Here is a 25,303-nt window from a genome sequence, read left to right as displayed (position 1 = left end):
ACGCCCAGTCCTCGGGGCTCTATCACACCCGGTGCAGCTTATAAGGATAGACTTGGTCCGCATTCCACTGGCAGCCGTACAAATCACCCGCGTCATCCACGCATACATCGTGCACATTCCGAAACACAGGCTGGTCCTGCAGCAAAAGAGTGAGCTGATCTCCTTCATATTTCGGCTGCTGCCCACCGGGTGCTGAGACGACACGATTGTTCTTGTCCAGAATGATGATGAAGCCACGCTCGCGCCACATGCGGTAGTCATTCGGCTTCATGCCAAAGCACACGCCGGACAGCAGCAGATCCCCCGCAATCACCGGCCGGCTCATGCAGGCTCCGGGGAGATACACGGAATGCGAATAGGTGCCATCCAGCTGATACCAGTGGAATTCATTGCGGATGCGCTCCGTGCACAGCACCATTGGCACACCTCCGCGGGAGTCGATCGTCACACCATGCGCCTGCATGAACTTGCCCGCGTTCATCGCCTGGGTGCTGTTGCCGCCAAATTTGCGGATGAATTTCCCCATGGAATCAAACTGCAGGATGAACTGCGAGCCGTAGCCATCCGCCACATAAATGTCCCCATTGGGTCCAGCCACCGCCTCGGTGGGGGCGTATTTCGTCACGGCGTCGTAGGCACCGCATTCCTTGGCATGCGGCAGCTCCAGCAGCACCTCCCCGGAGAGCGTGGTCTTGACCACACGACCACCACTGGGATCACAAAGCAGGAGCGACTCCCTGCCATCGCGCACATCCAGGCTCAGCCCGTGGCCTCCGCGCAGTTTCAGCGTCCACGCATCCAGCACCTTCCCTTCCTTGTCGAAAATGAGGATGTTGTTCTTCGCCTCATCCGTGATCATGATCAGGCGCTTCTGCGCATCCATGACCATCTCATGGCAGTTTTTCACGGGATGAGTCTCCCGCTTTGCCTTGCACCATTCCAGATCCACCCGGTAGCGATGTTCGCCATGACCAATGACTGTCCCATTGAGCGAGGTCTTGCTCTGCGCTCGCACAAAAGGTGCGGCAATGACGGTGGCGGCTGTTGAAGTGATGAAATGGCGTCGATTCATGCCTTCTGAAACAGACCCTGCATGCCTTGCCTATCGGGAATCCTGCGTCCGCGTCCAAAACGTCGGCAGTCGCAGCTTCCAGCGCATCGCGGCCAGTCGCAGGGTCAATATGACGGCCATGCCGATGTAGCGGTCGCTATCCGCAGCGGGAAACCACTGCCGCAGCAGCACAAACACCAGTGCTCCCACCGATACCGCCGTCGCATACAGATCTACCTCCGCCTGAAACACCCAGGGCACCTCGCTGCGCAGCACATCCCGCATGATGCCGCCGGCCACTCCGGTGACCACGCCCAGCAGCACCGCCACCACGCCCGGCGTCCCAAAAGCCAGCGCCTTCTCTGTTCCCGCGATGCCAAACAACGCCAGACCAAACGCATCCGCCAGGGCCAGCGCCCTGTTTGGCATGTGGGTGAAGCGCACGAGCACAAACGTCACCACTGCTGCAATGAGCGCCGTCCAGACATGCAGCGGCTGCTTGATCCAAAACACAGGCTGCGCGCCGAGGCAGAGATCACGGATCGTTCCGCCTCCCACGGCCGTCACCAGCGCCAGCACCACCACGCCAAAAAGGTCCATCTTCTTCCCCTCAGCCGCCAGCACGCCCGAGATGGCGCACACAGCGACGGCGAAATATTCGATCCACGGCGGCATTACTTTGCTGGGGCTGGTGCTGACTTTTCTGCCACAGGCGGAGGAGCAGGTGTCCACTCAGGCCGGCTCTGGATTCCAAGATGCTCATAGATCATCGGCACCAGGGCAGTCTGCGGTGTGGGCTGGTTCTGCAACTTCTCGCGCGCCAGTCGGGCACCGTTGGCAGCCAGCCAGATATTGCGCTCTTCATCGCTGTCGCCGCCATGACTGTTGCCCCTGCCACCATGATCAGTCGTGATGAGAACAAGCCAGTTTTCCTCTTTAAATTTCGGCCGCGCACGCATCGCGCGCAGCAGTTCACCGATGTGCGAGTCCACATGGCTGATGGCGTTCAGGTACAGTGTGCTGTCAGGCGAAAAGCTGGCGCGTGAATCAATGGCTCCATGCCCGACTTCATCCACCTGGCCAAAATAGACAAACATCACATCCGGATTGCCGCCCTTCAATGTTTCGATGGCGGCGTCACGCACCTCGATGTCCTTCTCCGGATTGTCCACAAAGTGGCGCGCGGCATCCGGTGCCCGGGTGAATTTCACGTCGAGAAACTCCACATCGCCCAGGCGAGACCCGTCCGCAATAAAGTCATGGATGGGCGGCCAGTCCGCAAACGATGCGCAGAAGGCGTGTGGCTGCACTTCTTTGATGCGCCTCATGAAATGGGCATAAGTCTGAAATCTGGCGCCGATGAACCGGTTGTTCGTCACGCCATGCTGGTTGGCCCACACACCGGTAAGCAGGCTGCTCCATCCCGGACCGCTGACCGTGGGCTGATGAGTGGGCGCCCCCAGTTCGCCACCCGCGTAAAGCTTGCGCGTGAACAGCCCCGCCTCGCTTTCGCACATCATCTTCAGCTGGGGTGCCAGCCCTCGCTCCATGGCGGCCTGCAGCGCGTCCGCACGGCAGCCGTCCACTCCGATGAACAACACTCTCCTGCCTGCAAAGTCACTGTCCTTTCCAGGTCCGTGCGCTGCAAGCCGGCAGGTGAGGCCAAAACATAGGACAAGGAAAACAGCGGTGCCATTCATGAAGAGTTAAGCGTGTCAGCGTTTCAGGTAAAACTCAATACCGTTGAGCAGCATCTGCACGGCCACCATGACGAGCAGCATTCCCATCAGGCGCTCGACGGCCATCGATCCTTTTTCCTTCAGCACCCGTGCGATCGCAGGTGCGCTCAGCAGGACCGCAGCCGTGATGCCCCATGCGATGAGCAGCGCGGTCAGCCAGCGCCAGATTTGCTCCGGCTGCGTGCTCACGAGCACCAGCAACGTGGCCAGCACCGAGGGACCCGCGATCATCGGAGTGGCCAGTGGCACGATGAATGGCTCAAGCACCGCCTCCTCGGCATCGCGGCGCGATGGCGGGAAGATCATCTTCAGCGCAATAAGAAAGAGCACGATCCCCCCGCTGATGAACAGCGCCTCCTGCTTCAGATGCAGCAGTCCCAGCAGCCAGGGCCCAAGAAAGAGAAAGAGCACGAGGATCGCCAGCGCGATGACCAGTTCGCGCGCGATTACGCGCAGCCGCCGCTCTGGAGGCACCGGGCGCAGGCCGGACACAAACGTCGCCACGTTCCCCAGGGGGTCCATGATCGTCAGCAGCAGCAGTGTGGCAGACAGCGTGTCCATGATTGCCAGTTAAAATGTTCTCGCAAACTCAGCCCAAAGCTCATCCACGGTCTTCCCGGTGATCTCCGACCACAATTCCTCCCGATACTCCCCTTTTCGCAGAGCGGCATTCATTTTGACCACCAGTCCCGGCGCGTGTTGCTTCTCAATCCACTCGAGAAACATGGCAGTGGTTTTGTAGGCGTCCTTGTAGCTCGCCAGCCGTGTCAGCTTTGGCCTTGGAGCCTGCGGCTCGAAATGCACGATCCGGATGTAGTCTGCTATTCCCTCCACCAGCCAGCCCGGTCCGCCGTTCGGATACGCCTGCACCACATGCGTCAGTTCATGGATCACCATGCCCCAGTCATCCGTATGCGACCGCACAAACCCGGCGGATATCGTGATCTTCCCGCCAAGCGCATGCGCCACGCCCTTCATCTTCGGGTCAAAGTAGAGCGTGACATCCTTTGGCGCCACAAACCCTTCGCTCGGCAGCAGCGCGGCAATCTTGCCAAACCACTCGACGCACAGTGTCCCCGCCTTGTTTCCCCATTCTTTTAAATCAGCTGCGTCATTTGTGTCCACCAGAGCAGTGGCATCTTTGGTGCTGATTTTCACCACGCTACGCGGTTCCGCATAAGCTGCGGGAATGAGCATCAGAAAGAGGAGGGCAAGCTTTTTCATCGTTCAGAAGCTTTGATCAGTTTTGGCTGCGGCAGCTTTTTCCACGCACTCACGTCCTGCTTCAGCACCTCGACCGCCTTGTCGAGCTGGCGGTCGTTTTTGTCACCGGGCTGCGGCCAGACGACGTGATCAGGCTTCGCTCCATTGAGTTCCATGTCCTGCCCGCTTTCGAGCACATACCAGCCACGGAATGGCAGACGCAGCGTGCCGACATCCATGATGGATGCCGCCCCGGTGCTGATCACGCCGCCCGCTGTCTGCACGCCCACGAGCTTGCCGCGCTTCAGGGTTTTGATCGCATGGCTGAAGACTTCCGCATTGCTGTAGCTGTTCTGATTGCACAGCACCACAATCGGCTTCTGCCATGTGGCGTAAATCATGCGGTCCTGCGGATAGCCCGGCGTATGGCTGCCCCGTGGCATGGCGATGGCGTGGCGCGGCTGCTGCAGCGCGGTGAGCAGATGATCCGTCGTGGAGCCCCCGCCATTTTCACGCACATCAATTATCAGCCCGTCCTTGCCTGCGCCCGCATGGTACAGCTCCTCCTGGAACTTCTGAAAGCTGGAGTCATCCATGGCGCTGATGTGCAGGTACCCGAGCGTGTTGCCGGACATTTTGTCCACGGCATGCCGGTTTTCATGAATCCACGCATCATAAAGCAGCTTTCGCGCGGCGATGTAGCTGATCGGTCGCAGCGTTACCTCGCGTGTCTTGTCGCCGTTCTTAACCGTCAGCGTGATGTCACGCTCCATCACCCCGTTCAGCACGCTGCTCACATCCGTGTCCGGCATCACATCCTTGCCATCCACCTTCATGATGATTTCGCCCGCCTCGATGCGGCTCTCCCTGCGGCTGGCCGGTGATTTCGCTATCACATCACGCACTTTCCATCCGGGACCTGCGTAGCCCATATCAAAGCGCAGGCCCAGATGCGCTGTCTCCTCACGCCACGCGTTCGTTGGCGGACTGCCGGAGTTCCAGGTGAACCCAAGGTGCGATCCGTTCAATTCACCGAGCATGAGCCAAACGCACTCACCGGCGCCCTGCATGTCAGGGGCGGCCCCCGCCATGTCGCGATACTTCGCACGTACGGCATCCCAGTCGCGATTGCCGTGCCGTTCGTCATAAAAGTCGTCACGCATGACCTTCCAGCATTGGTCAAACACCGCACGCTGCTTTTCCGCACGGGAGTAGCTCTGCTGCGCATGGAATGAGATCAGCTTCGGATCTCCGCCCTTGCCTGAAACGATCGCCGGTTTGCCATCGAGCAGGCCCACAATCTGGTCATCCATTCTCAACCATTCCGCATTCGTCAGCGCGGCTGTGCTGAAAGGCTTGGGCATCAGGTCATCGGGAAACTCCACGCTCCGGGTCGATTTCCGTTCCTCCATCTGAGACTGGAACACCAATTTCTTTGAATCCGGCGACCACAGGAGCGAATGCTCCACCGTATTCGCAATCTTAATGCGGTGGATCCGCTCGTGGATGTCATCAAAGTCGATCTTCAGCGGCTCCGGCTTTTTGATTTCCGGTTTCTTTTCCTCGGCCTTCTTCTCTTCCGGCTTGCCATCATCAGCCTTCGTCCCTTCAGGCTTGGGCGCGTCTGGTTTGTCGGTCTCCGGCTTCTTTGCCGGCTCTGCAGGCACATCGCTCTTTTTGGGCTCCTCTCTCCTGAATTCAGGTTTCACCGTCCTTTTGAACTTGTCCCGCGCTTTGGTCAGAATGCGCTCACGTTTCGTCTTCTCGTCATCCGCCGCCGCCAGATTGACATAAAAGATGTCCGTCTCGTCCAGCTCACGTTTGCCAACCCACGCGATCATTTTGCCGTCAGGAGACCAGCTTGGCCGAGTGTCATTGTCTGGATGCCGAGAGAGGTTGTAGGGCGGCTTGGAGCCGTCCGTCGGCATCAGCCAGATGTCTGCGTTGAACCACTCGTCCAGCTGTGAATACGCAAGCCACGCGCCATCCGGTGAAAACTCATAGCTCGGCGCATTCCAGGACTCGATGAGCCTCTTTGCATTCTGCGCGTCAGCATCGGCCAGCCAGAGATCTCCGTGGTCGCTCACCCACGCGAGCTTTTTGCCATCGCGCGTAAACTTCGGCCGTGACTCGGCCACCGGGTCATTCGTTAGCTTCTTCAAGGTGAAGCTGCTGTTTTCCCACCACATCCTCTTTTCGTTGCCGGGCGAGGCCTGCCAAACGTCTGTCTGACCGCCAGCATCGCTGATATACACCAGTCTCTTGCCATCTGGCGCAAAGGTCACCTCGCGCTCCTCCTCGCCGGAATGCGTCACGCGACGCGGCTCCTTCAGCTCCGTATCCATCACCCACACATCGCCGCCGGAGATGAAGGCCATCTGCAGGCCGTCCCGGGTGAAAGTGATGTCCGTGGCTTTTTCAAGCACCACTCGTGTGACGTCCGTCGCGGAGTCGTGTGCGGCCTCGATCTCAATCTTCACCGGTTCTTTGTCTCCCGGGTGCCAGCGATACAGATCAAACCGCATGCGGAAGACCAGCGTCTGCCCGTCACGTGAGATGCACGGAAACACCACCAGATCGTCTTTGTAGTGGGTGATCGCGCTGCCTTTGCCAGCAGCCAGGTCATGCTGCCACAGGTTGCCATTTTTCACAAAATAGAAGCCTTTGCCGTCCGGCTTCCACAGCGGCCACCGGTTCTCACCCTCATCGCTGATGATCTGCTTGAAGCCGCCGTCCTTGCGATTGAACAGCCAGATCTGCCCCCCGCGGGATCCTTTGTATCCCTGCCGCCACCACGCCTCCGAACCTTCGCGCATGAACAGCACCTGCTGGCCGTCCGGCGAGATCACTCCATCGAAGCCATAGTCGTCAAACAGCACTCTTTCTGCTTTTCGCTCACCCGCATTGATGATCGCCATGCGTGCGGCTCGTGACTCGCGCATCCAGGAAAAATCACGTCCCAGACCCACCAGAAGGCCCTGGCCGTCTGGCGTCCACTCGCGCAAATCGCACCCGTCCGTATGAAACGTGAGCTGCTTCGGCACACCGCCGGTTGCAGGCATGGCATACAAGAGTTTGCTGCCTTCGCGCTCGCTGTTAAAGGCAATTTGAGTGCCATCCGGAGAAAACGCCGCTCCTGAATCCAGCGCCGCGTGCGTCGTCAATCGCACCGCGCGTCCTCCGCTGGTGGGAGCCGTCCAAATGTCCCCCTGCCAGCCAAACGCGATCGTTTTCCCATCGGGTGACAGCGCGGGTTCGTGAACGAGTCGCACAGGATCGGCACTCGCAATGCAGGAATAAAAAAGCAGCGGGATGAGGATGCGGGGTGTCATGGATTTGCTCTTAACGGTCTTGGCATTCCGGAACGTTCACCGCGCGGCAGCCGCGGGAGTTTTCCGTAGATTTCTCGGCCGAACATTTCATGCGCGGAGGAAGCGATCAAACTCCCAGTTCCTGTTTCACTTCCACAAACGCTTTCACTGCCATCTCCAGATCCGCCCGCATGTGCGCCGCGCTGATCTGCGTCCGGATGCGAGCCTTGCCTTGCGGCACGACGGGATAGCTGAAACCGACGACGTACACGCCCCGCTCTAGCATCGCTTCTGCAAACCTGGCTGCCAGCGCCGCATCCCCCAGCATCACCGGCACGATCGGATGCTCGCCCGGCACGATGTTAAATCCTGCCTCGGTCATCTTCTCCCGGAAGAAGCGCGTGTTTGCCTCCAGCGTGTCGCGCAGTTGCGTGGACTGCTTCAGCAAATTCAGAGCCGCAATCGAAGCCCCTGCGATGCTTGGGCAAAGCGTGTTGGAAAACAGGTAAGGCCGCGAGCGCTGCCGCAGCAGCTCGATGATTTCCTTTCTTCCACTGGTGTAGCCACCGCTCGCACCGCCCAGCGCTTTGCCCAGCGTGCCAGTCAGGATGTCGATGCGACCCATCACCTCGCAATGCTCATGCGTTCCGCGGCCCGTCTTCCCCATAAAGCCCACGGCATGGGAGTCGTCCACCATTACCAGCGCCTCGTATTTGTCTGCCAGATCACAGATCGCCTTCAGCGGCGCGATGAAGCCATCCATCGAGAACACGCCGTCTGTGGCAATGAGCTTAAACCGCGCGCCCTTCTCTTCAGCCGCGATGAGCTGCGCCTCCAGATCGGCCATGTCGCAGTTTTTGTAGCGGTACCGCTGCGCCTTGCACAGCCGCACGCCGTCGATGATCGAAGCATGATTCAGTTCGTCACTGATGATCGCATCCTCCGGCCCTAGGATCGTCTCAAACAATCCCCCGTTTGCATCAAAACAAGAGCCGTAGAGGATCGTGTCCTCCGTGCCGAGAAATTCAGTCAATGACGCCTCCAGCTCCTTGTGCACCCCTTGAGTGCCGCAGATGAAGCGCACGCTGGCCAGCCCATAGCCCCAGTGCTCCAGCGCCTCATGCGCCGCCTGCCTCACCTTCGGATGCTGCGCCAGACCGAGATAATTGTTCGCGCACAGGTTCAGCACCGCCTTGCCACCGTTCGCCCGCACCAGCGTGCCCTGCGGCGTCGAGAGCACACGCTCGCGCTTGTAGGTTCCTGCCTTGCGGATCGCATCGAGCTGCGCCGTGAGATGTGTCGAAAAAGTTGAGTTCATGTCTGCCGATATACTGGACGCATGTCCTGTATTTTGGCAACAAGTCTTTTTACTTCCCCGCCGCCAGCACGGCCTCCACCAGCGGTGTCACCGGGTCCAGCCCATGCGGATGATGCCCCGCCTCCGGCTTTTCCCACCGCATGACAGTCCCGCCCAAGGCTTTGTAGCGCGCCTCCAGTGCATCCGCATGCAGCCTGGGAGGGACCACATCGTCCTTCATTCCCAGCACGAAGAACACTGGCACCTTCGCCGCCGCGAGACCTTCCAGCCCGTCCACCGGGCTGCCTTTGAAGTCTGGCAGCTGCTCTTCGGTGATGCCATAGCTTTCGAGACACTGCTTTCTCATTGCCCTCGCTTCAGGCGTGTTGTTCGGAAACATCCGCAGGTCCAGCAGCGGATTGTCGGCATAGATGGCGCTGACCTTGGTGGGGTTGGCCTTCGCCCAGTTGAAGATGTAAGTCCCTCCGCGGCTCATGCCCTCCAGCACCGGCTTGGGCCCCAGCCCAACCTTCTGTGCGAGCGCATAAAATTGATTCCAGCGCTCCACCGCCTTAGGCGCCCCCCAAAACTCAACCACGTCACAGTAAACAACATGGTAGCCATGCTCCAGCATCGCGATGTCGAACGCGGGCTCGTGTCCCCAAAAACGCGCACGCCACACCCAAGGACTTCCCACTGCAGCCTTCTTCGGTGCCACGATCTTGCACTTAGCCCCATCTGCAGGGAGACCAAAATCCAGTTCAGCGAAATCGTGAAACTTCTCCGCCTTGGTTTCGGAGACTCCCGCAGCCGTCAGCCGCGAATTCAAATCGTCCGCGTGAGCTGCCACGCAGCACATCCAGGCCATACCAACAGTCAGTGAAAGTTTCATCATGCCGGAACATGAAGACATTCACCGAGGTTGAAAAGCCTCATTCAATTTTTTGGCAGATTGAGCTGAGGAGGGGCGCCGGAGGCAGGACGGGTGAACTTTTCGCCAAACGGTGTGACCCCCTCCACAAAGCCCCCTTGCGAAAGGAAGAACCTCCCGTTCTCCACTCCCATGAACCGGTCAAGCCGGTTGGCCTTGCCGGTGCCGTCGTGGCTGAAAGTCGCAGTCGTCAGTTCCGTCCATTGGCCGTCGGCCGTGGCGATCCATTGCGGCCCATAGAGCGCCTTGCGACGCAGGTGACCGTTCTGCCCTCCAAAGTTTTCACTGAACGAATACAGCCCGCGCAGATACTTGCCGTCCTTGGGTGCACGAAAGCTGGCAATAAGCATCCATTCTTTCTTCTCGGGATGAAACCAGAAGCCGCTGTAGGTCGTGTGTTCCCCTTCAGGATTCACACGAACCACAAATTTCTGCGCTTCACCCGTCTTCCATGGATAGACGAGATGCGAGTGGCCGCCCGTTCCCTCATTGCCAAAGACGCTGGCTTCCACACCCTCTCCTTTGGCGACCAGATGCGTTTGATTCTCGGCGGAGACGCTGCTGCGATCCTTGGCATTCTGGCCAGTCCCCGCGTCCCAGATGGAGAAGATGATGCGCCGCTCCTTCAGCGAGTTGACCTGCATGCCAAAATAGCCGCGCGTAAATCCACAGGCCATGTAGTACGTCGCAACCGGATCTTCCACCGCCGTGACCTCATTGTAAAACATCGCGATCTTCTCATCCTTTGGCGTTGGATAAAACAGGTGTACCGAGGCCGCATTGCGACGCGGATCGAGATTGAAATGCGCATCCTTGATCGCCACGCCATCGAGCACCAGTGCCTGTATCGATCCTCTCCCATCGGCGCTGCCCACCGTGGAAAGATCAAACCGGACATAACCCGCCTGGGCGATTTCAAACTCGCCAAACGCCGCCTCACCCTTTTTGATGGTGGCCTCGCTGCTCTGCTTCCCAATCGTGAGCCGCAGTTTTCTCCCATCCTCGTCCTTTGCTTTGATGACAGCACTGAGCTTGCCCGGAGTTTTGATCTCTCCAAACCACAGGACGTGCTGGTTCCTGTTTGTCCATTGGGAAGCGCCCTTCTCTTTGGAAATCGTCACTCCGCCAGAGTCCGTTTCCGCATAGGCCGTGAAAGCCGGAACGCTCAATTCCGCGTGAGCGCTGGCCAGCAGCAGAAATGTGGTGATGAAATAGAGGCTCCGTATCATAGGCTTGAGGTTCATGATTTTAATCCCTTGAGTTCAGGTTTTGCGACGATTGCATCGCGGATGAATTCGTCCCACGTCACGGCGTGTCCCGCCTTCGCGGCATGCTCACCGAAAAGCGTCAGCAGCGTGGTCTCCACCGCTCCCTCGATGGTCGGATTTCCTCCCGGGTCTTTGGCGGCAATGGCCGCGCGGAAGGACTCGACATTATTGACCGAACCCGCGCGATACAAATTCTTGGTCTCCCCGCCGCCCCAGAAGTTTTCTTTGCCTCCACGAATCATCACCCTTCCTCCAAACTTGCTGGTAAAGGCTCCCTTGGTTCCGACAAAACGATTGTCGCACAGAAAGGGCGAGCCCCATGCCGTGTATTGACGCGAGGCAAAGGTGACCACGCCTTTGGTAAACTCAAACAGGATTGCGAAATGATCCGACACATCGCCCACATTGTCCGGGCGTCCGCCGCGGCCGCAGGTGCCGCTGATACGCGTGGGCCGCCCGAAGGCCCAGCTCACAATGTCCAGCGCATGAATGTTCTGCTCGGTAATGATGTCCCCGGCCAGATCGCGATGCCGGATCCAGTTCTTCAGCCGTCCCTCCGGCGTGTCATCCGCCTCACTTTGCAGCGGGATCAAATCCGCCTCGTAATGGCATTCGCCAAATTGGAGATCACCTATCGCTCCGGCATGGATGCGCTTCATTCCTTCCCGGAAGAATTCATCGCCGCGGCACTGCACATCAGCTAGCACCACAATGCCCATGGCCGCTGCATCTTTGGCCAGCTTGCGAATCACCTCGCACCCGGCCACGTCGATCGCCACCGGCTTCGCGATCAGCACATGCTTGCCCGCTGCGACAGCATCAATGGCCTGCTGCACATGGAAATAAGGGGGACTGTGAATCGCCACCGCATCCACATGCTCCAGCATCTTCTTGTAGCCATCCAGCCCCGTAAATTGCTGATCCGCGGCGATGCTGAACTTTTCCCCAAAGCTCTTCACCTTGTCTTCGAAATAGTCACACGCAGCGCTAAGCTTGAAGCCGGGGTTTTCAGCCAGGATGCCCGAGACAAACGTCCCACGTCCGCCGCAGCCGATGTTGCCAATCTTGAAGACCGGCCCGCTATAGGGAGCCTTTGCTGGCGTTTCGGAAGTTTGCGCAGCCAGCCGGCTGGCGAAGGTCGCAAGACCTGTGGCGTGAAAGAAAGAACGGCGGTTCATAAAGTGTGCGGAGTTGAGATTTTGAAGGCCAGACACCAACGCTTTCCCGCCGCAAAGGCTTTGGCCTGATGTCGCTAAATGTTGAATCTGTTTTATATTCATTCGTTTGCGCCTAATGCCCTTTCTCGTCCTGCATTCACGATTCAGGGCGGAAGGCTTTGATCACCAGCTCCCGAAACGCACGTACGTGGTCGGGCTCGAAGCGGCCTTTGCGCTGCACCAGAAAGACTTCCTCATGACCAAAGAGATCGGAGGCGTCACGAAATACGATCTCCGTCTCGCCAGCGGCACGCTTCGGCAGCCTGACTCCCGCGGCCGTGGTTCCGAGCGCGATGCCGAAGCCGATGGCCACGTAATTCAGCAGCAGCGCGCGGTTCGTGGCCGTCATGGTCACATTCATGCGTTCCGCCATCCCCGCACGCGCGAACACTCTCCGAATCTGCCGGTGGGAGCTGCTCTCCTCTGGCGCAAGCACCAGCGGTTCATTCACGATGCCCGTCAGCGTAAGCTGCCGGGTCTGGAGCAGCGCGTGGTTGGCCGGACAAATCAGATGGAATGCAAACCTCGTGAGCGGCAGGCATTGAAACTGCGGCATCGGCTCGTCGCCCTCGGCCATGCCCATCACCGCCAGGTCCGCCCCGTCCTGCTCGATCACCTGACGCGCGAGGTACGAAGACCTGTCCAGCAGCACCAGCTTCACCGTCGGATGATGCTGCCGGTAGGCGATGATCGGCCGCCGCAGTGCACCTGCGATCATCGTCGGCGGCGCGACGACCGTCAACGTGCGCGCAGCCGTGCTGCGCCGTTCCTCAAACATCGCCCGCAGACCATCAAAGGACTCGACCAGCGGCGCCGCCAGATCCACCAGCGCCCGGCCATCCTCTGTGAGGGAAACCTTGGCGCCTTCCGCCACCACAAACTGCACGCCGTATTCATCCTCCAGAGATCTGATCTGCTGCCATACCGATGGCACCGCAAGGCCCATCGCCGCCGCCGTCGCCGCAAAGCTGCCATGCCGTGACAGCTCCACCAGTGCGCGAATCTGCCGGAAGCGCACTTCTTTGAAGTAGCGGCGCACGGGTGAATCACTGCCGGTTCCGATCCTGCGGGCTGGGTTGGGTTTTGCTTTCATCGTTAGCCTAGTCCTAATGGATCTACGAATGATCGCAAGCGTCTAAGCCGCCCAGTCCAGCACCACCTTGCCACAGTTCCCGGATTCCATCGCGGCAAAGCCCTTTTCGAATTCGGTAAAATGAAACCGGTGGGTGATGACCGGCTTGATGTTCACACCGCTCTCCAGCAGCACGCTCATATAGTACCACGTTTCATACATCTGGCGGCCGTAGATGCCCTTGATGGTCAGCATGTTAAAGATCACCTTGTTCCAGTCGATGGCGATCTGCTCACTCGGGATGCCCAGCATCGCGATCTTGCCGCCATGGCACATGTTGTCGATCATGCTGCGGAAGGCGGCGGCATTTCCGCTCATTTCGAGCCCCACATCAAAGCCCTCCCTCATGCCGAGCTGCTTCTGCACATCCTCGATCTTCTCGGTTGTCACGTTGACCGCTCGCGTCGCCCCCATCTGCCGCGCCAGATTCAGCCGGTATTCATTCACGTCCGTGATGACCACATGCCGCGCGCCTGCATGCTTCACCACCGGAATCGCCATGATGCCGATGGGACCCGCGCCTGTGATCAGCACATCCTCCCCGAGGCATTCAAAAGCCAGCGCCGTATGCACCGCATTGCCAAAAGGATCAAAAATGCTCGCCACCTCTTCATCCACCCCTTCACGATGGTGCCACACGTTGGTCATCGGCACACTGATGTACTCGGCAAAGGCTCCGGTGCGGTTCACACCAATGCCCACGGTGTCCTTGCAAAGATGCCGCCTGCCCGCAAGGCAGTTCCGGCAGCGCCCGCACACCACATGCCCCTCGGCGCTCACGATTTCCCCGGGGTGAAAGTCATTCACGTTCGAGCCGACCGCGACCACCTCCCCCACAAACTCATGTCCCACCACCATGGGCACCGGAATCGTCTTCTGCGCCCAGGCGTCCCATTTATAGATGTGCAAATCCGTGCCGCAGATGCCGGTCTTGTGAACCTTGATCAGGACATCATTGATGCCAACCTGCGGCTCCGGGACATCCTGGAGCCAGAGACCGCGTTCCGACCGTGCTTTGACGAGTGCTTTCATATTGGATGATTATGCCGATATATTGGACACCCGTCCATTAAATCGGCAACAGGAATTTTCTGCGCTAAGCGAGAATCTGCCGAATCACCTGCCCAAAATCCCGCTCGAGCCTCTTGCGTCCCGGAATTTCAAGCTGATGCGGATCCAGCCCCAGCAGATGCAGGATCGTTGCATGCACATCAGTCACATAATGCGGATCCTCCTCCGCATGAAAGCCGAGCTCGTCAGTGCTGCCATGAATCGTACCGCCTCTGACGCCACCACCGGCCATCCACACGCTGAAGCCAAACGGATGATGATCCCGGCCATCGCTTCCCTGGCTTCCGGGCGTGCGGCCAAACTCCGTCGCGAAAACCACCAGCGTATCATCCAGCATTCCCCGCTGTTTCAGGTCCTTGAGCAGTCCGGCGATGGGTTTGTCCACCTGCTGCGCGAGCATCGAATGATTCTTCTTCAGCCCCGAATGCGAATCCCATGCACCGGCCGCCCCATCGCCATGCTGAAGCTGGATGAAACGCACCCCACGTTCGGCAAGCCGACGTGCAACAAGCAGCTGCCGCGCAAACGGCTCGGTGGTCTTGTCGTCCAGGCCGTAGAGCTTTTTGGTTTCCTCGCTCTCCGCGTCCAGGTTCATCGTCTCGGGCACCGCAGCCTGCATGTTGTAGGCCAGCTGGTAGCTTTTCATGCGGGCGGCGAGGGTTTTGTCCCCAGGATAAGCCTTTGCGTTCAGCGTGTTAAGCTTGTGAATCAGGTCAAACTGCGCAGCCTGCTCCGCCTTGGGCACAGCGATCTCAGGCGTGGCAAATGGCAGCGGGTTTTTGGGATCCACCTTTAAATTCACCGCGTCATACGCCGGGCCCAGATAGTGGCCGTCCCGAATGTCAAAAAACCGCGGCCCCATGTTGATGAACGAGGGCAGGTTGTCCGTCATCGCGCCAAGACCATAGCTGATCCATGCGCCGATAGTCGGCACACGTGGCTCCAGCATGTGGCGTCCGCTGTGAAACTGCACCTGCGCGCCATGGTTGTCGTCCGTGGTCCACATGCTGCGGATGAAGGCGATCTCATCTGCGCAGGAGCCAAGGTGCGGAAACCAGTCGCTGATTTCCACGCCGCACTGGCCATAGCGTTTGTACCCCACCTGCAGCGGATAGATCACGTTGCGCTGCTGGCCATTGGCATCATTCACCACCACCACGCGCACCTTCTTGAGCTTTGCAGGATCCTGCACGCTCTTGAATGGCGTCTCTCCAATGCTCTTGCCAGCATACTTTGTCAGCATCGGCTTGGGATCAAAGCTCTCCATGTGGCTGACCCCACCCCGCATGAAAAGCCAGATGACTCGCTTCGCCTTCTGGGGAATCACCGGCAGTCCGCTCGGCGGCCGCCAGGCCTCCTCCGCCTTCAGCATGGATGCAACCGCAATGCTGCCCAGTCCGCCGAGGATGTCACGACGGAGAAAGGGGGTCGGTCTTGGAAAAGGGTTCATCGCAGGGTCACAAAGTCATTATGGTTGAGGAGAGCCTGCACAAAAAGGCTGCGGTTCTGCTTCAGCTGCGCCAGGCCTCCCAGACTCACCTCACGCTCCGCAGCCGTCGCTGGCCGGCCAAGGACTGCCATGAAGGCCTGCTCAACAAACGCCTTCTCATCGAGTTTACTGAGCTTGGCCGCCAGGGCATCGGCGCTTTCTCGGCTGAGCCTGCTGTTGGTGAGCGCCAGCGCCTGCTGCGGCACCACGCTTTCATTCCGACGGTAGCACTCGAGGACATTGGCGTTGTCAAAGGTGGCCAGGAAACGCTCCTCCACATCGGCATTCTGAATGAAGTAAAGCGAGCGTCGCGGGCTGGTGTCCGCCGCCGCCGGAGGAAGGCTGGGGCCACCGAGTGTGAGATCGAGTTTGCCAGACAGACGCAGCAGACTGTCCCGCACCACCTGGCTCTCCATGCGGCGCGGATTCATGCGCCAGAAAAACGCGTTGTCGGGATCTGCCGCCAAAGTTTTGGCATCCGCATCCGCATCCGCGTTCGACGAGCTGCGACGGTACAGTTCTGAAAGAACCATGCTGCGGTGCAGATGCTTCAGGCTCCAGCCGCTGTTCATAAAATCCACGGTGAGAGTATCGAGGATGTCCTGGTGCAAAGGAGAAGGAGAGCGACGGCCAAAGTCATCCATGTTGGCCACGAGCGGAGCCCCGAAGTGCCGCATCCAGACCTGGTTCACCAGCACGCGGGCGGTGAGCGGATTCCGTTTGTCAGCCACCCATTGAGCAAACGCGAGCCTGCGCCCCGTGCTGGTCTCGGGATAAGATTGCACAGAGGCGTTGGTGCTTTCCGTCGGACCTTCCTGTGCCTTCAGGCTTGCTGGCAGAGGCGTGTAGGCTGTGCCCGGAGCTGCCTCTTTCTTCCGCGCTTTTTCGAGAGCCTCACGCGCGGCCTTGATCTTCTTTTCTGCGTCTTTGGTCTGCGGATCACGCTCAGCTTTCGCGAGATCGACCTCCGCTTTGGCAACCGCATAGCGTGCCTCGGCCAGTGCGGCTGCCGTGGCGATGTTCTTATCATTCTTGGCAAGGTCCGCTGCATAAGCGGCCTGGATCATGGCCGTGCGCATGCTGGCGGCTTTCATGGCGGCAGGATCATTGGCCTTCTGCGCCGCCTCGATCTGCAGGTCAGCCGCATGCAGATGATCCTCAAGCACAAACGGCAGCAGCACAGGACGTGCGGAGGCGGGTGGCAGCTTCAGCGCGGCCGGCTTGAACGAAGTGAATGCCAGCACCTGGGGAATTCCCGGCACCATCGGCTTCGACTTGTCTTCGTTCTTCTCATCGCCTCTCACGTGGCGGAAGGTTTGCTGGTCCAGATGCAGGTCAAACACACGTGGCAGGCCGTTTTTCTCGAAGTCCGGTTCTCCCTGCCATGGATCCAGCCGCACGTGCATGGGCTCAAAAATGGCGCGCATGCGGTAGTAGTCTGCCTGCTCGATCGGGTCGTACTTATGATCATGGCACTTCACACACTGCATCGTCACGCCAAGAAAGGCGCGGCAGGTGTGTTCGATGGTTTCATCCAGCCAGGTTGTGCGGTTGAAAAGATAATAGCTGCGCGCCAGAAAACCCGTGGCACGAAGAGTTTCGCGATCTCCAGGCGCCAGTTCATCGCCCGCCAGCTGCTCCACAATCATGCGGTCATAGCCCTTGTCCGCGTTCAGAGACTCGACAATCCAGTCACGCCAGTGCCAGATATGCTTCTGACTGTGGCGGAGCTGCGCGCCCAGGCCATACCAGTCGCAATAGCGCCAGAGATCCATGAAGTGCCGCGCCCAGCGTTCGCCGTATTGCGGAGACGCGAGCAGTTCATCCACCACACGCTGGCGCGCCGGCAAAGAGGAGTCCTTCAAAAACGCGGCGACCTCTTCTGCTGACGGTGGCAGTCCGATGAGATCCAGATACACTCGGCGCAGCCAGATCTCCGGCGCCGCCTCGGCCTGCGGCCTGAGGTTTTGCGCGGCAAGCCGTGCAGTCAGCAGCGCATCCACCGGTTGGCCGGAAGACTTCGGAGGCTGGTACGCCCAGTGGGCCCTTGGATCTTCTTCAGGCTTTTCCTGCGCAGGAGCCGGTGCGCCCGCGGCGAGCCATGCCTGCAGTTTGGCCACTTGCTCAGGGGTGAGCCGCGCGCCTTCACCATCCGGCGGCATGCGGTCCTCCTTGTCGGTGGTGGTCACCCGCTGCAGCAGCAGGGATTGGGCTCCCGCCAGAATGTCCCCATTGTCACCGCCCTTGCGCATCGCTGCAGCGGTGTCGAGGCGGAGGTCCCCTTTTTGTTTCAAGGCACCGTGGCACGCATAGCAGCGCTCCTTCAGCAGCGGCTTGATTTCGTGTTCATAATCGACCGCCGCTTCGGCTCTTGAAACCATTGACGCAAAAGCAGTCACAGCCATGCCCCGCAGCAGTGCTGCATGGAGGAGCTTCTGAAACGTATTGTGCTGCATGGACGGAGTGATCAACAGATTACGCACTTCGATGCACCACTCTTTTGCTCACAGGTGAACACGTGTACACCTTTCAGCCGCTTACTCGCCGGACTTCACGCCGATCGCGTTGGGTATCGGCAGTATTCCTTGCCGTCATTCTCCACTACTCCTATCGTCCTTCAGCCGTTGGTGACAACGGTTGCGGATTTTCGAACGCCCACGCTTCTCATCGATGAACCTCATTCTCACGATCCACTTCGCAGCCACCTGGGCTCTCGTAGGCCTCATCTGGGTCGTGCAGGTGATCATCTATCCTCAGTTTCATCGGGTCCATGGCGAAGGATTCACTCCTTATCACTTCGCCCATTGTTTTCGCATCGGCCTGGTCGTGGCCCCCTTGCTGTTTGTGGAAGCCGTCACCGCCGCGTGGATCGTCTACCACGGCTGCGATTTGAGTTTTCTCCTGAGTGTCTGCCTCATTCCTCTCATCTGGTTGTCCACCGCCCTCTTGCAGGCGCCGCTGCACCTCAAGCTCATGCGGGGTTTCGATGCCGCCCGCTGCCACCGTTTAAATAGGACCAACTGGGTCCGCACCATCGCATGGACGGCACGCGGCGTCCTGGTCAGCCTGTCAGTGCTTCAAACTCCCTCAGCTTAACCACCCATGAAAATCTATCTGGCAATCGCCCTCCAACTTTGCGGCATCCTCCATGCCGCCCCCACGCTCCAGCTCGAAGCACCCGCCATCAAGCGCGATGACAAGGGTGTGGTCACGCTAACCACACCCGCGCCAGACACCACGATTCTCTACACCCTCGACGGCGCCGACCCCATCGCGAAATCAAATCCCTATCTCGCTCCCATTGCTCTCTCATCCGGCGGCACCCTGAAAACCCGCACCTTCGCCAAAGATCGCAAAACGATGAGTGATGCTGCGGAGGCCACTTTCGAGCCGCTCGCCGGCCAACCTCCCCAGCCCAGCACCGTCGTACCCGTCACGCAGGATCGCAGCTGGCCCCAATACGACTGGGCCAAACGCCATGCCCTCACCAGCGCCGCCGTAAAAAAGGCCAAGCCGCAGATCCTCTTCATCGGCGACTCCATCACGCACTTTTTCGGCGGAGAGCAGTTCGATGGCTATGCACTGCGCGGCCAGCAGACCTGGGGCGAATTCTACACCCCGCGCAATCCCGGCAACCTCGGCTTCGGCTGGGACAAAACCGAAAACGTCCTCTGGCGTTTGCAGCACGGCGCCATCGACGACATCGCCCCCAAACTGATCGTCATGATGATCGGCACCAACAACACCGGCAACTGCTCCGCGCCGGACATCGCCGCAGGCATCGACGCCATCGTACAGGAGCTTAATAAGCGCCTGCCCAAGTCTAAAATTCTCCTCCTCGGCGTGTTCCCACGTGGCGAGAAACCCAACCCGCAGCGCGAGAAAATCACCGAGATCAACCGCATCATCTCTAAGCTCGACGGCACCCACAGCGTCACCTTCCTCGACATCGGCCCCAAGTTCCTCACTCCCGAAGGCCTGATCACCAAGGACATCATGCCCGACTACCTCCATCCCAACGAAAAAGGCTACCGCATCTGGGCCGAAGCCATCGAGCCGACCGTGAGGAAACTCATGGGCGAAACCAAATAACTCGCAGGCACAAAAAAGCCGGGGAAGGAAAATCCCCGGCTTTTTTAAACAATCAGATTACTTCGCCGCTGGCTTCCAGTTCCGCACGAAGGTGAGGCACTCTGTGATCTCTGGCACGCTGGTCTCCCAGTGGTACTCATACTCGCAGTGCAGCGGTCCCGGATAACCCTGCGCAGTGTATTCCGCGAGGATGGCAGGAATGTCGCTCTTGCCCGTGCCAAACGGAAGGTCATGGGCCTTCACATCGCCAAACTCATTGAGGTCCTTCATATGGCTGTCAAAGATGCGCCCCTTGAGGATCTTGATGCAGTCCACCGGATTCAGTCCGCTGCGCACCCAGTGGCCCACGTCAGCGCAGGCGCCCATGCGCGGATCACGGTCCTTCACCAGGCCGAGCACGTAGTTCGGGTCCCAGAACATATAGGCGCGATCCAGCGGGCGCTTCGGATGGTTGTGAATGGCCATCTTGATGTCGAACTCCTTCACCAGCGCCTCGATCTTATCCAGCGCGGTCACATCCGGTTCGGTCACCACCACGCCAATGCCCATCGTTTTGCAAAACTCAAAGATCTTGCGGTTCTCGGCATCATCCTGCCCCAGCCTCACCACGCCATAAGCCACGGCGGTCAGCCCCTTGGCCTCCAGATGCTTCTTCACCTGCGCAATCATTTCCGGCGTGGCTTTGTGATCCCACTTGGCTTTGTCATCAAACTTCTGCCCGGGATAAAACTCGATGGTCTTGCCACCACACTCGGCGGTCTTGTCCATCGCTTCAAACACGTTGTACTTGTTAAAGCTGTATGCCTGGCAGCCCGCAAAGAACTGGCCGACCTTGGCGGTTTCAGGAATCGTGGCCGCCACAGAGGCGGTCGCGAAGAGGAGTGAGAGAAGGAGATGCTTCATGATTGGAGGGCCAAGTCTGGCAAGTTCTTCGTGAAATGGAAGCAGCAAACAGCGTTTGGGATGCATGATGAAATGCCCGCTCCTGCTACTGCTCTCCGCCACCGCCGCCCTGGCGCAACTGCCCACGGCCAAACCCATCCCGCGTCTGCAGGCCATTCCACTTCCGCATCACATCACCTCCTTCCAGCTCGATGGCCGCGAACTCACCGCCATGCATTTCGATCCCCTGGACATGCGCCCGTTTTGCTACCCCATCCGGGCTTCCAAAGACGTGAGCCTCACCCGCATGGGCCACCCGCACGATCCGCTCACGCATTCCCACCACAACAGCGTCTGGGTCACTCACAACATGGTCAACGATCTCGACTTCTGGGGCGACTACGCAAAAAAACAGGGCCGCATCATCAACGTGGAAGTCTCGCGCGACGGCTATGAAGACACCGACGAGTTCACCTCCATGCGCATGGTCAACCGCTGGATCAGCGAGGCGGACAAATCCATCCAGCTCACCGAAGTCCGCCGCACCGAGATCCGCCCCATCGACGGCGCCAAAAGCTGGTTCATGATCATCGACCTCGAATTCACTCCACCGAAGGGCAAAACCACCACATTCGGCGCCACCGGATTCGGCCTCGTCGCTGTCCGCATGGCCAAAAGCATCGGCGTGCATGACGGCGGCGGGCGCATCCTCAATTCCGAAGGCCAGCTCAATGAAGAAGCCATCTTCCGCAAACCTGCCCGCTGGTGCGATTATAGCGGCCGTATCACCAATGACGCCGACGGCTTCGGTGGCATCACTTTGATGAACCACCCTATGAATCCGCACAATCCCACCGCCTTCCACGTACGCAATGACGGCTGGATGGGCTGCTGCCTCAGCCTGGACACACCCGTGGAAGTCACCGAAGAGAAAAAGCTGCGCGTTCGCTACGCCCTCTGGGTCCACGACGGCGTGGCCACCCAGGCCGAAAGCGAGGCCCACTGGCAGAAATTCATCGCCATGCCCGTGGTGGATTTGGCGCCGAAACCGGCCAAGAAGTAACCATGCCCGAATACCCCGCCGCCTTGGGCGAACTCATCTCCTTTTTCGAATCCTTGCCCGAAGGCGAACGCCGGGAGAACTTGATCGATCTCGCCGCGGCATCCGCAGCCCACGCTCCCAAACCAGGCGAAACTTTCGATCTGGAAGATGTCCGCCACGATGCCGAGTGCACCGACACCGTCGGCATCCACCTGCGGCTCGAAGAGGGAAACCACGTCCACTTTGCCATCAGCCTCGGCCCCAGGGTTCAGACCCTGACCAGAGCCCTGACCACCGTTTTGTGCCGCGGCCTCAATGGCTGCACCCCCTTTGAAGTCCTGGCGCTTCCGCAGGATTTTGTACCTCGCATCGTCGGAGCGGAACTGGTCCGGCTGCGCAGCCAGACCGTCTATTATGTACTTGGCCGCATGAAGCAGGCCGTCCAGTCACTGCGGGCTCGCTAATTAGCTGAGCCTTGTGGTCTGTCCCGTGCGCAGAGCGTCCGGAATCTGGCCGACAAACCGGGGCTGGAGGTCGATCGCCTCAAAAATCTGGTGGATTTCCATCTGGCTGATGTCCCCGGGCTTGTCGATCTCGAAATAGACCAGGTCATGGCGCGCGTCCACCTTGTAGCGGACCTTGGGAAAGTGGTCCATCTGGTTGCGGAGTTGCATGACATTGGATTCCGAGCGGAGGCCGGGCGCGTAAATTTCGACTTCGATCATGATTGGTATGAAAAGCGTTCTATCGGAATTGCTCGGCCTAGCCAAGCAAAACCTGCCGGGTTGTTCACAGGTACATTCCAGTTTGACAGACCGGGTCAGTCGTCCTATCCTCGCCGCCCTTTCCCCCCGCCCCTTTTATGGCCAACATCCGCTCCGCAGAAAAAGACATCCGCAAAACGACGGCTCGCACCGCTCACAATCAGACGGTGAAAAGCCGCATCCGCACCCTGCGCAAGAAGGTGATCGCCGCCATCGAAAAGAAGGACGCCGCTGCCGCTGCCGCCAGCCTGAGCGAGTTCGCCTCCGCCACCGACAAGGCTGCCAAGACCAACGTCCTCAAGAAGAACACCTCCTCCCGTCTCAAGAGCCGTCTCGCCGTCAAGGTGAGCGCCCTGACGAAGTAATTCGGTCTTTTTCAGTTTCATTTCTTAAACGGCATCTCGCAAGGGATGCCGTTTTTTGTTTGTCGGAAGCCGCAAGGCCAGCAAAGATCGGCCACCACCCATGATCACCCGCCACAAAATCGCTCCCAACGGCCCTGAGTTCTCCCGTCTTGTCTATGGCACCTGGCGCATTCTGGATGAAACCGATCCCGCCAACCGCTCCCCGCAGGCGCTCCTGAGCCGTTTCAAGGCCTGTGCGGACATGGGCATCACCACCCTCGACACCGCCGAAATCTATGGTGTTTACAAGGTTGAGGAAGCCATTGGCGGTGCCCTGAAGCTCGACCCCTCTTTCCGCAGCAAGATCGAGATCGTCACCAAGTGCGGCATCTACATCCCCTGCGAGTTCCACCCCGACCGCAAAGTCGCCCACTACAACGTCACCGCCGCCCGCATCATCAAAAGCGCCGAGAAATCCCTCCGCTTCATGGGCATCGATGAAATCGACCTCCTCCTCGTTCATCGTCCCGACTGGCTGACCAGCGCCGACGAAACCGCCGAAGGCCTCAACAAGCTGCTCAAAGACGGCAAAATCCGCAGCGCCGGCGTCTCCAACTACAACGTGCATCAGTTCGACCTGCTGAACTCCCGCATGGACCAGCCTCTCGTGACCAACCAGATCGAGTTCAGCCTGCTGCACATGAGCCCCATCTACGATGGCACGGCCGACCAGTGCCAGCGCCAGCGCATCCTCCCCATGGCCTGGTCCCCTCTGGCCAAAGGAGCCCTCATGGAGAAGACCACCCCGGAGGCGATGCGTCTTCATGCCAAAGCCGAAGAGCTCTCAGCCAAATATGGCGGCGCCACGCTCGACCAACTCGCCTACGCCTGGATCATGGCCCACCCCTCCTGCCCGCTGCCCATCATCGGCACCAACAAGCTTGAGCGCATCCAGGCCGTGGCCAAAGCCGCTGACATCAAGCTCGAACGCGAAGACTGGTACGGCCTTTGGGAAGCCGCCAAAGGTCACGGCGTGCCGTAAGAGGCTGCCGCAGCTGCCGCCCCGCGCAACTGGTCGTTGTGGATCAGGTTCACCTGCCACTCCCACGGCCAGCTACCGGGGTTGTTCCAGTGAAATTCCCACGGCTGCTCCAGTCCGTTCACATAGCCGAGGATCGCCTGGCTGGCGCCCACGCCGTTTCCTTCCATGCGGATCACCGTGCGCACCATCCCCTGCCCTTTCACCGCCTTGATCGCAGTCTTGTCCGTCTTCAGGCTCAGCGTGAAAAAGCCGCTCAGATACTTCCGCCCGTCTGCGATCGCCGAGTCGCGGTTGTGTCCCAGCGCATCCGTGTAGTCCGGCCCCAGCAGCTTCTCCAGCGCCTTCCAGTCTCGCTCTTCCACGGCCTCGATCAGCTTTTCCTGCGCGGCGCGCACCTGCGCCTCCGGAGACCGCCCAAAAACCCACCAGGCCAGGTACAATCCCTCAATAAGCGACAGCACCAGAAGGATGCGCAGAATGATCCGTTTCATATTTAAAAGAGAGCCAGCTGCCCGGTTGCATCGGCTGAAGAAGCCACGCAAAAGCTCACCGTAGCACTGCTCCGCCGCCGCACCACCTCGATGGTTGCCGTGGGCTTGTGCCGCTCCGCACACATGACCCGCGCCTCCGTGGCTCCCGCGGCATCCAGCGCCTGGCGGACGTAGCGGCACGCCGTGGCAGGGTCATTGCAGTCATCGCTCAGATGCCCCAGCACCACATGGCTCAGTGCGGGGTGAGCCACCTCCCGCACCAGCTCCGCCGCCTGTTCATTGGAAAGGTGGCCGTGCCGTGAACTGATGCGCTGCTTGGTGGACCACGGCCGCTTCGTGTCATTTTCCAGCAGCTGGGTGTCGTAATTCGCCTCGATGAACAGGCTGTCGGAATTCCTCAGCCGGTCCTTGATCAGATTGGTCACAAAACCCACATCGCTCAGCACCCCCAGCCGGGATTCCTCATCCGCGATCACAAAACCCACCGGATCCACCGCATCATGCGGCACCGGAAAAGACTCGATCCGCAGGTCCTGAAACTCAAACGCCGCCCCGGTGGTCATCAGCCTCCATGTGGGCGGCTTGCGGAACCCCAGGCTGCCGATCAGCGTCTCCTGCGTCAGCGCGGTGCAAAAAAGAGGCACCTGCCGCTTGCGGCTCAGCACCTCGATTCCACCCGTATGGTCCTGGTGCTCATGGGTCAGCAAAATGCCGTCCAGCATGTCCAGCGAGAAGCCGCAGGCATCCAGGCGCAGGCAAATCTGCTTGGCGCTCAGGCCGGCGTCCAGCAGCAGCGTCGTGCGTTCCGTCGAGATGACGGCACAATTTCCCGAACTACCGCTGCCCAGAATCGTGAGACGAACCATGGCCTGTTTTTAACGGCTCGACCCCGCGGATGCAAGGCGGATGACTGCCCGCCCGCCCCGAATGTTTCGGG

General features: G+C 59.5%; 24 protein-coding genes. 6 read left to right on the top strand and 18 right to left on the bottom strand.

Annotated elements, in window-relative coordinates:
• Nucleotides 1-22: 22 nt before the first annotated feature.
• The 14 genes from ACILSR_RS26015 to ACILSR_RS25950 form a co-directional block, all read right to left on the bottom strand.
• Entirely contained in the window at nucleotides 23-1,072 is a 1,050-nt protein-coding gene (locus tag ACILSR_RS26015; RefSeq protein ID WP_395752737.1) for a 6-bladed beta-propeller, read from the bottom strand.
• 30 nt (nucleotides 1,073-1,102) lie between these two features.
• Entirely contained in the window at nucleotides 1,103-1,726 is a 624-nt protein-coding gene (locus tag ACILSR_RS26010) for a trimeric intracellular cation channel family protein (protein WP_395752736.1), read from the bottom strand.
• Nucleotides 1,726-2,751 carry an alkaline phosphatase family protein gene (locus tag ACILSR_RS26005; protein WP_395752735.1) on the bottom strand — a complete coding sequence of 342 codons (1,026 nt, stop codon included), beginning with the start codon at nucleotides 2,749-2,751 and terminating at the stop codon, nucleotides 1,726-1,728. The genes ACILSR_RS26010 and ACILSR_RS26005 overlap by 1 nt, the downstream gene beginning before the upstream one ends.
• A gap of 15 nt (nucleotides 2,752-2,766) precedes the next feature.
• Entirely contained in the window at nucleotides 2,767-3,351 is a 585-nt protein-coding gene (locus tag ACILSR_RS26000; RefSeq protein WP_395752734.1) for a MarC family protein, read from the bottom strand.
• Between the two features lie 9 nt (nucleotides 3,352-3,360).
• Nucleotides 3,361-4,014 (bottom strand): basic secretory protein-like protein, encoded by a 654-nt coding sequence (locus ACILSR_RS25995; protein ID WP_395752733.1) that lies wholly within the window; start codon nucleotides 4,012-4,014, stop codon nucleotides 3,361-3,363.
• Nucleotides 4,011-7,325 (bottom strand): S41 family peptidase, encoded by a 3,315-nt coding sequence (locus ACILSR_RS25990; protein ID WP_395752732.1) that lies wholly within the window; start codon nucleotides 7,323-7,325, stop codon nucleotides 4,011-4,013. Before ACILSR_RS25990 ends, ACILSR_RS25995 begins: the two co-directional genes overlap by 4 nt.
• 106 nt (nucleotides 7,326-7,431) lie before the next feature.
• Nucleotides 7,432-8,622, bottom strand: coding sequence for a glycine C-acetyltransferase (locus tag ACILSR_RS25985; RefSeq protein ID WP_395752731.1), 1,191 nt, complete (start codon nucleotides 8,620-8,622; stop codon nucleotides 7,432-7,434).
• Nucleotides 8,623-8,671: 49 nt separating this feature from the next.
• A complete protein-coding gene (locus ACILSR_RS25980; protein WP_395752730.1) occupies nucleotides 8,672-9,496 on the bottom strand; it encodes an alpha/beta fold hydrolase in 825 nt (274 codons plus the stop codon).
• Between the two features lie 41 nt (nucleotides 9,497-9,537).
• Nucleotides 9,538-10,776 carry a DUF3472 domain-containing protein gene (locus ACILSR_RS25975; RefSeq protein WP_395752729.1) on the bottom strand — a complete coding sequence of 413 codons (1,239 nt, stop codon included), beginning with the start codon at nucleotides 10,774-10,776 and terminating at the stop codon, nucleotides 9,538-9,540.
• Nucleotides 10,773-11,978 carry a Gfo/Idh/MocA family protein gene (locus ACILSR_RS25970; RefSeq protein WP_395752728.1) on the bottom strand — a complete coding sequence of 402 codons (1,206 nt, stop codon included), beginning with the start codon at nucleotides 11,976-11,978 and terminating at the stop codon, nucleotides 10,773-10,775. The genes ACILSR_RS25975 and ACILSR_RS25970 overlap by 4 nt, the downstream gene beginning before the upstream one ends.
• A gap of 136 nt (nucleotides 11,979-12,114) precedes the next feature.
• Nucleotides 12,115-13,110, bottom strand: coding sequence for a LysR family transcriptional regulator (locus ACILSR_RS25965; RefSeq protein ID WP_395752727.1), 996 nt, complete (start codon nucleotides 13,108-13,110; stop codon nucleotides 12,115-12,117).
• A 42-nt stretch (nucleotides 13,111-13,152) separates the two neighbouring features.
• The gene (gene tdh, locus ACILSR_RS25960; RefSeq protein WP_395752726.1) at nucleotides 13,153-14,181 is read right to left on the bottom strand and encodes an L-threonine 3-dehydrogenase; all 1,029 of its coding nucleotides are present in this window, start codon (nucleotides 14,179-14,181) and stop codon (nucleotides 13,153-13,155) included.
• A gap of 64 nt (nucleotides 14,182-14,245) precedes the next feature.
• A complete protein-coding gene (locus tag ACILSR_RS25955) occupies nucleotides 14,246-15,670 on the bottom strand; it encodes a DUF1501 domain-containing protein (RefSeq protein WP_395752725.1) in 1,425 nt (474 codons plus the stop codon).
• On the bottom strand, nucleotides 15,667-18,165 hold the full coding sequence (locus ACILSR_RS25950; protein ID WP_395752724.1) for a DUF1553 domain-containing protein: 2,499 nt from the start codon (nucleotides 18,163-18,165) through the stop codon (nucleotides 15,667-15,669). The genes ACILSR_RS25955 and ACILSR_RS25950 overlap by 4 nt, the downstream gene beginning before the upstream one ends.
• A gap of 214 nt (nucleotides 18,166-18,379) precedes the next feature.
• On the opposite strand from ACILSR_RS25950, the gene ACILSR_RS25945 reads away from it, so the two are divergent.
• Nucleotides 18,380-18,805 carry a hypothetical protein gene (locus ACILSR_RS25945; protein WP_395752723.1) on the top strand — a complete coding sequence of 142 codons (426 nt, stop codon included), beginning with the start codon at nucleotides 18,380-18,382 and terminating at the stop codon, nucleotides 18,803-18,805.
• Between the two features lie 6 nt (nucleotides 18,806-18,811).
• Nucleotides 18,812-19,801, top strand: a complete 990-nt coding sequence (locus ACILSR_RS25940) for a GDSL-type esterase/lipase family protein (protein WP_395752722.1) — start codon at nucleotides 18,812-18,814, stop codon at nucleotides 19,799-19,801.
• A gap of 57 nt (nucleotides 19,802-19,858) precedes the next feature.
• Here ACILSR_RS25940 and ACILSR_RS25935 read toward each other — a convergent pair whose 3' ends face one another.
• On the bottom strand, nucleotides 19,859-20,704 hold the full coding sequence (locus tag ACILSR_RS25935; RefSeq protein ID WP_395752721.1) for a sugar phosphate isomerase/epimerase family protein: 846 nt from the start codon (nucleotides 20,702-20,704) through the stop codon (nucleotides 19,859-19,861).
• A gap of 64 nt (nucleotides 20,705-20,768) precedes the next feature.
• Between ACILSR_RS25935 and ACILSR_RS25930 the strand changes: the two genes are divergently transcribed.
• Both ACILSR_RS25930 and ACILSR_RS25925 read left to right on the top strand, forming a co-directional pair.
• Nucleotides 20,769-21,746 (top strand): PmoA family protein, encoded by a 978-nt coding sequence (locus tag ACILSR_RS25930; protein WP_395752720.1) that lies wholly within the window; start codon nucleotides 20,769-20,771, stop codon nucleotides 21,744-21,746.
• A 2-nt stretch (nucleotides 21,747-21,748) separates the two neighbouring features.
• On the top strand, nucleotides 21,749-22,189 hold the full coding sequence (locus ACILSR_RS25925; RefSeq protein WP_395752719.1) for a SufE family protein: 441 nt from the start codon (nucleotides 21,749-21,751) through the stop codon (nucleotides 22,187-22,189).
• Here ACILSR_RS25925 and ACILSR_RS25920 read toward each other — a convergent pair whose 3' ends face one another.
• Entirely contained in the window at nucleotides 22,190-22,450 is a 261-nt protein-coding gene (locus ACILSR_RS25920) for a hypothetical protein (protein ID WP_395752718.1), read from the bottom strand.
• Between the two features lie 137 nt (nucleotides 22,451-22,587).
• On the opposite strand from ACILSR_RS25920, the gene rpsT reads away from it, so the two are divergent.
• Nucleotides 22,588-22,854: a 30S ribosomal protein S20 gene (gene rpsT, locus ACILSR_RS25915; RefSeq protein ID WP_395752717.1), complete on the top strand. Its 267-nt coding sequence runs from the start codon at nucleotides 22,588-22,590 to the stop codon at nucleotides 22,852-22,854.
• A 100-nt stretch (nucleotides 22,855-22,954) separates the two neighbouring features.
• On the top strand, nucleotides 22,955-23,875 hold the full coding sequence (locus ACILSR_RS25910) for an aldo/keto reductase family oxidoreductase (RefSeq protein WP_395752716.1): 921 nt from the start codon (nucleotides 22,955-22,957) through the stop codon (nucleotides 23,873-23,875).
• On the opposite strand, the gene ACILSR_RS25905 is transcribed toward ACILSR_RS25910, so the two are convergent.
• A complete protein-coding gene (locus tag ACILSR_RS25905; protein ID WP_395752715.1) occupies nucleotides 23,860-24,366 on the bottom strand; it encodes a hypothetical protein in 507 nt (168 codons plus the stop codon). The two genes, ACILSR_RS25910 and ACILSR_RS25905, sit on opposite strands and share 16 nt — an antisense overlap.
• A 2-nt stretch (nucleotides 24,367-24,368) precedes the next feature.
• On the bottom strand, nucleotides 24,369-25,232 hold the full coding sequence (locus ACILSR_RS25900) for an MBL fold metallo-hydrolase (RefSeq protein WP_395752714.1): 864 nt from the start codon (nucleotides 25,230-25,232) through the stop codon (nucleotides 24,369-24,371).
• Nucleotides 25,233-25,303 lie beyond the last annotated feature (71 nt).

The organism is Prosthecobacter sp. (assembly GCF_044222565.1).
Lineage (GTDB): Bacteria > Verrucomicrobiota > Verrucomicrobiia > Verrucomicrobiales > Verrucomicrobiaceae > Prosthecobacter.
Note: the sequence above shows the minus strand (reverse complement) of the source record. Positions and strands in the feature narration are given on the sequence as shown.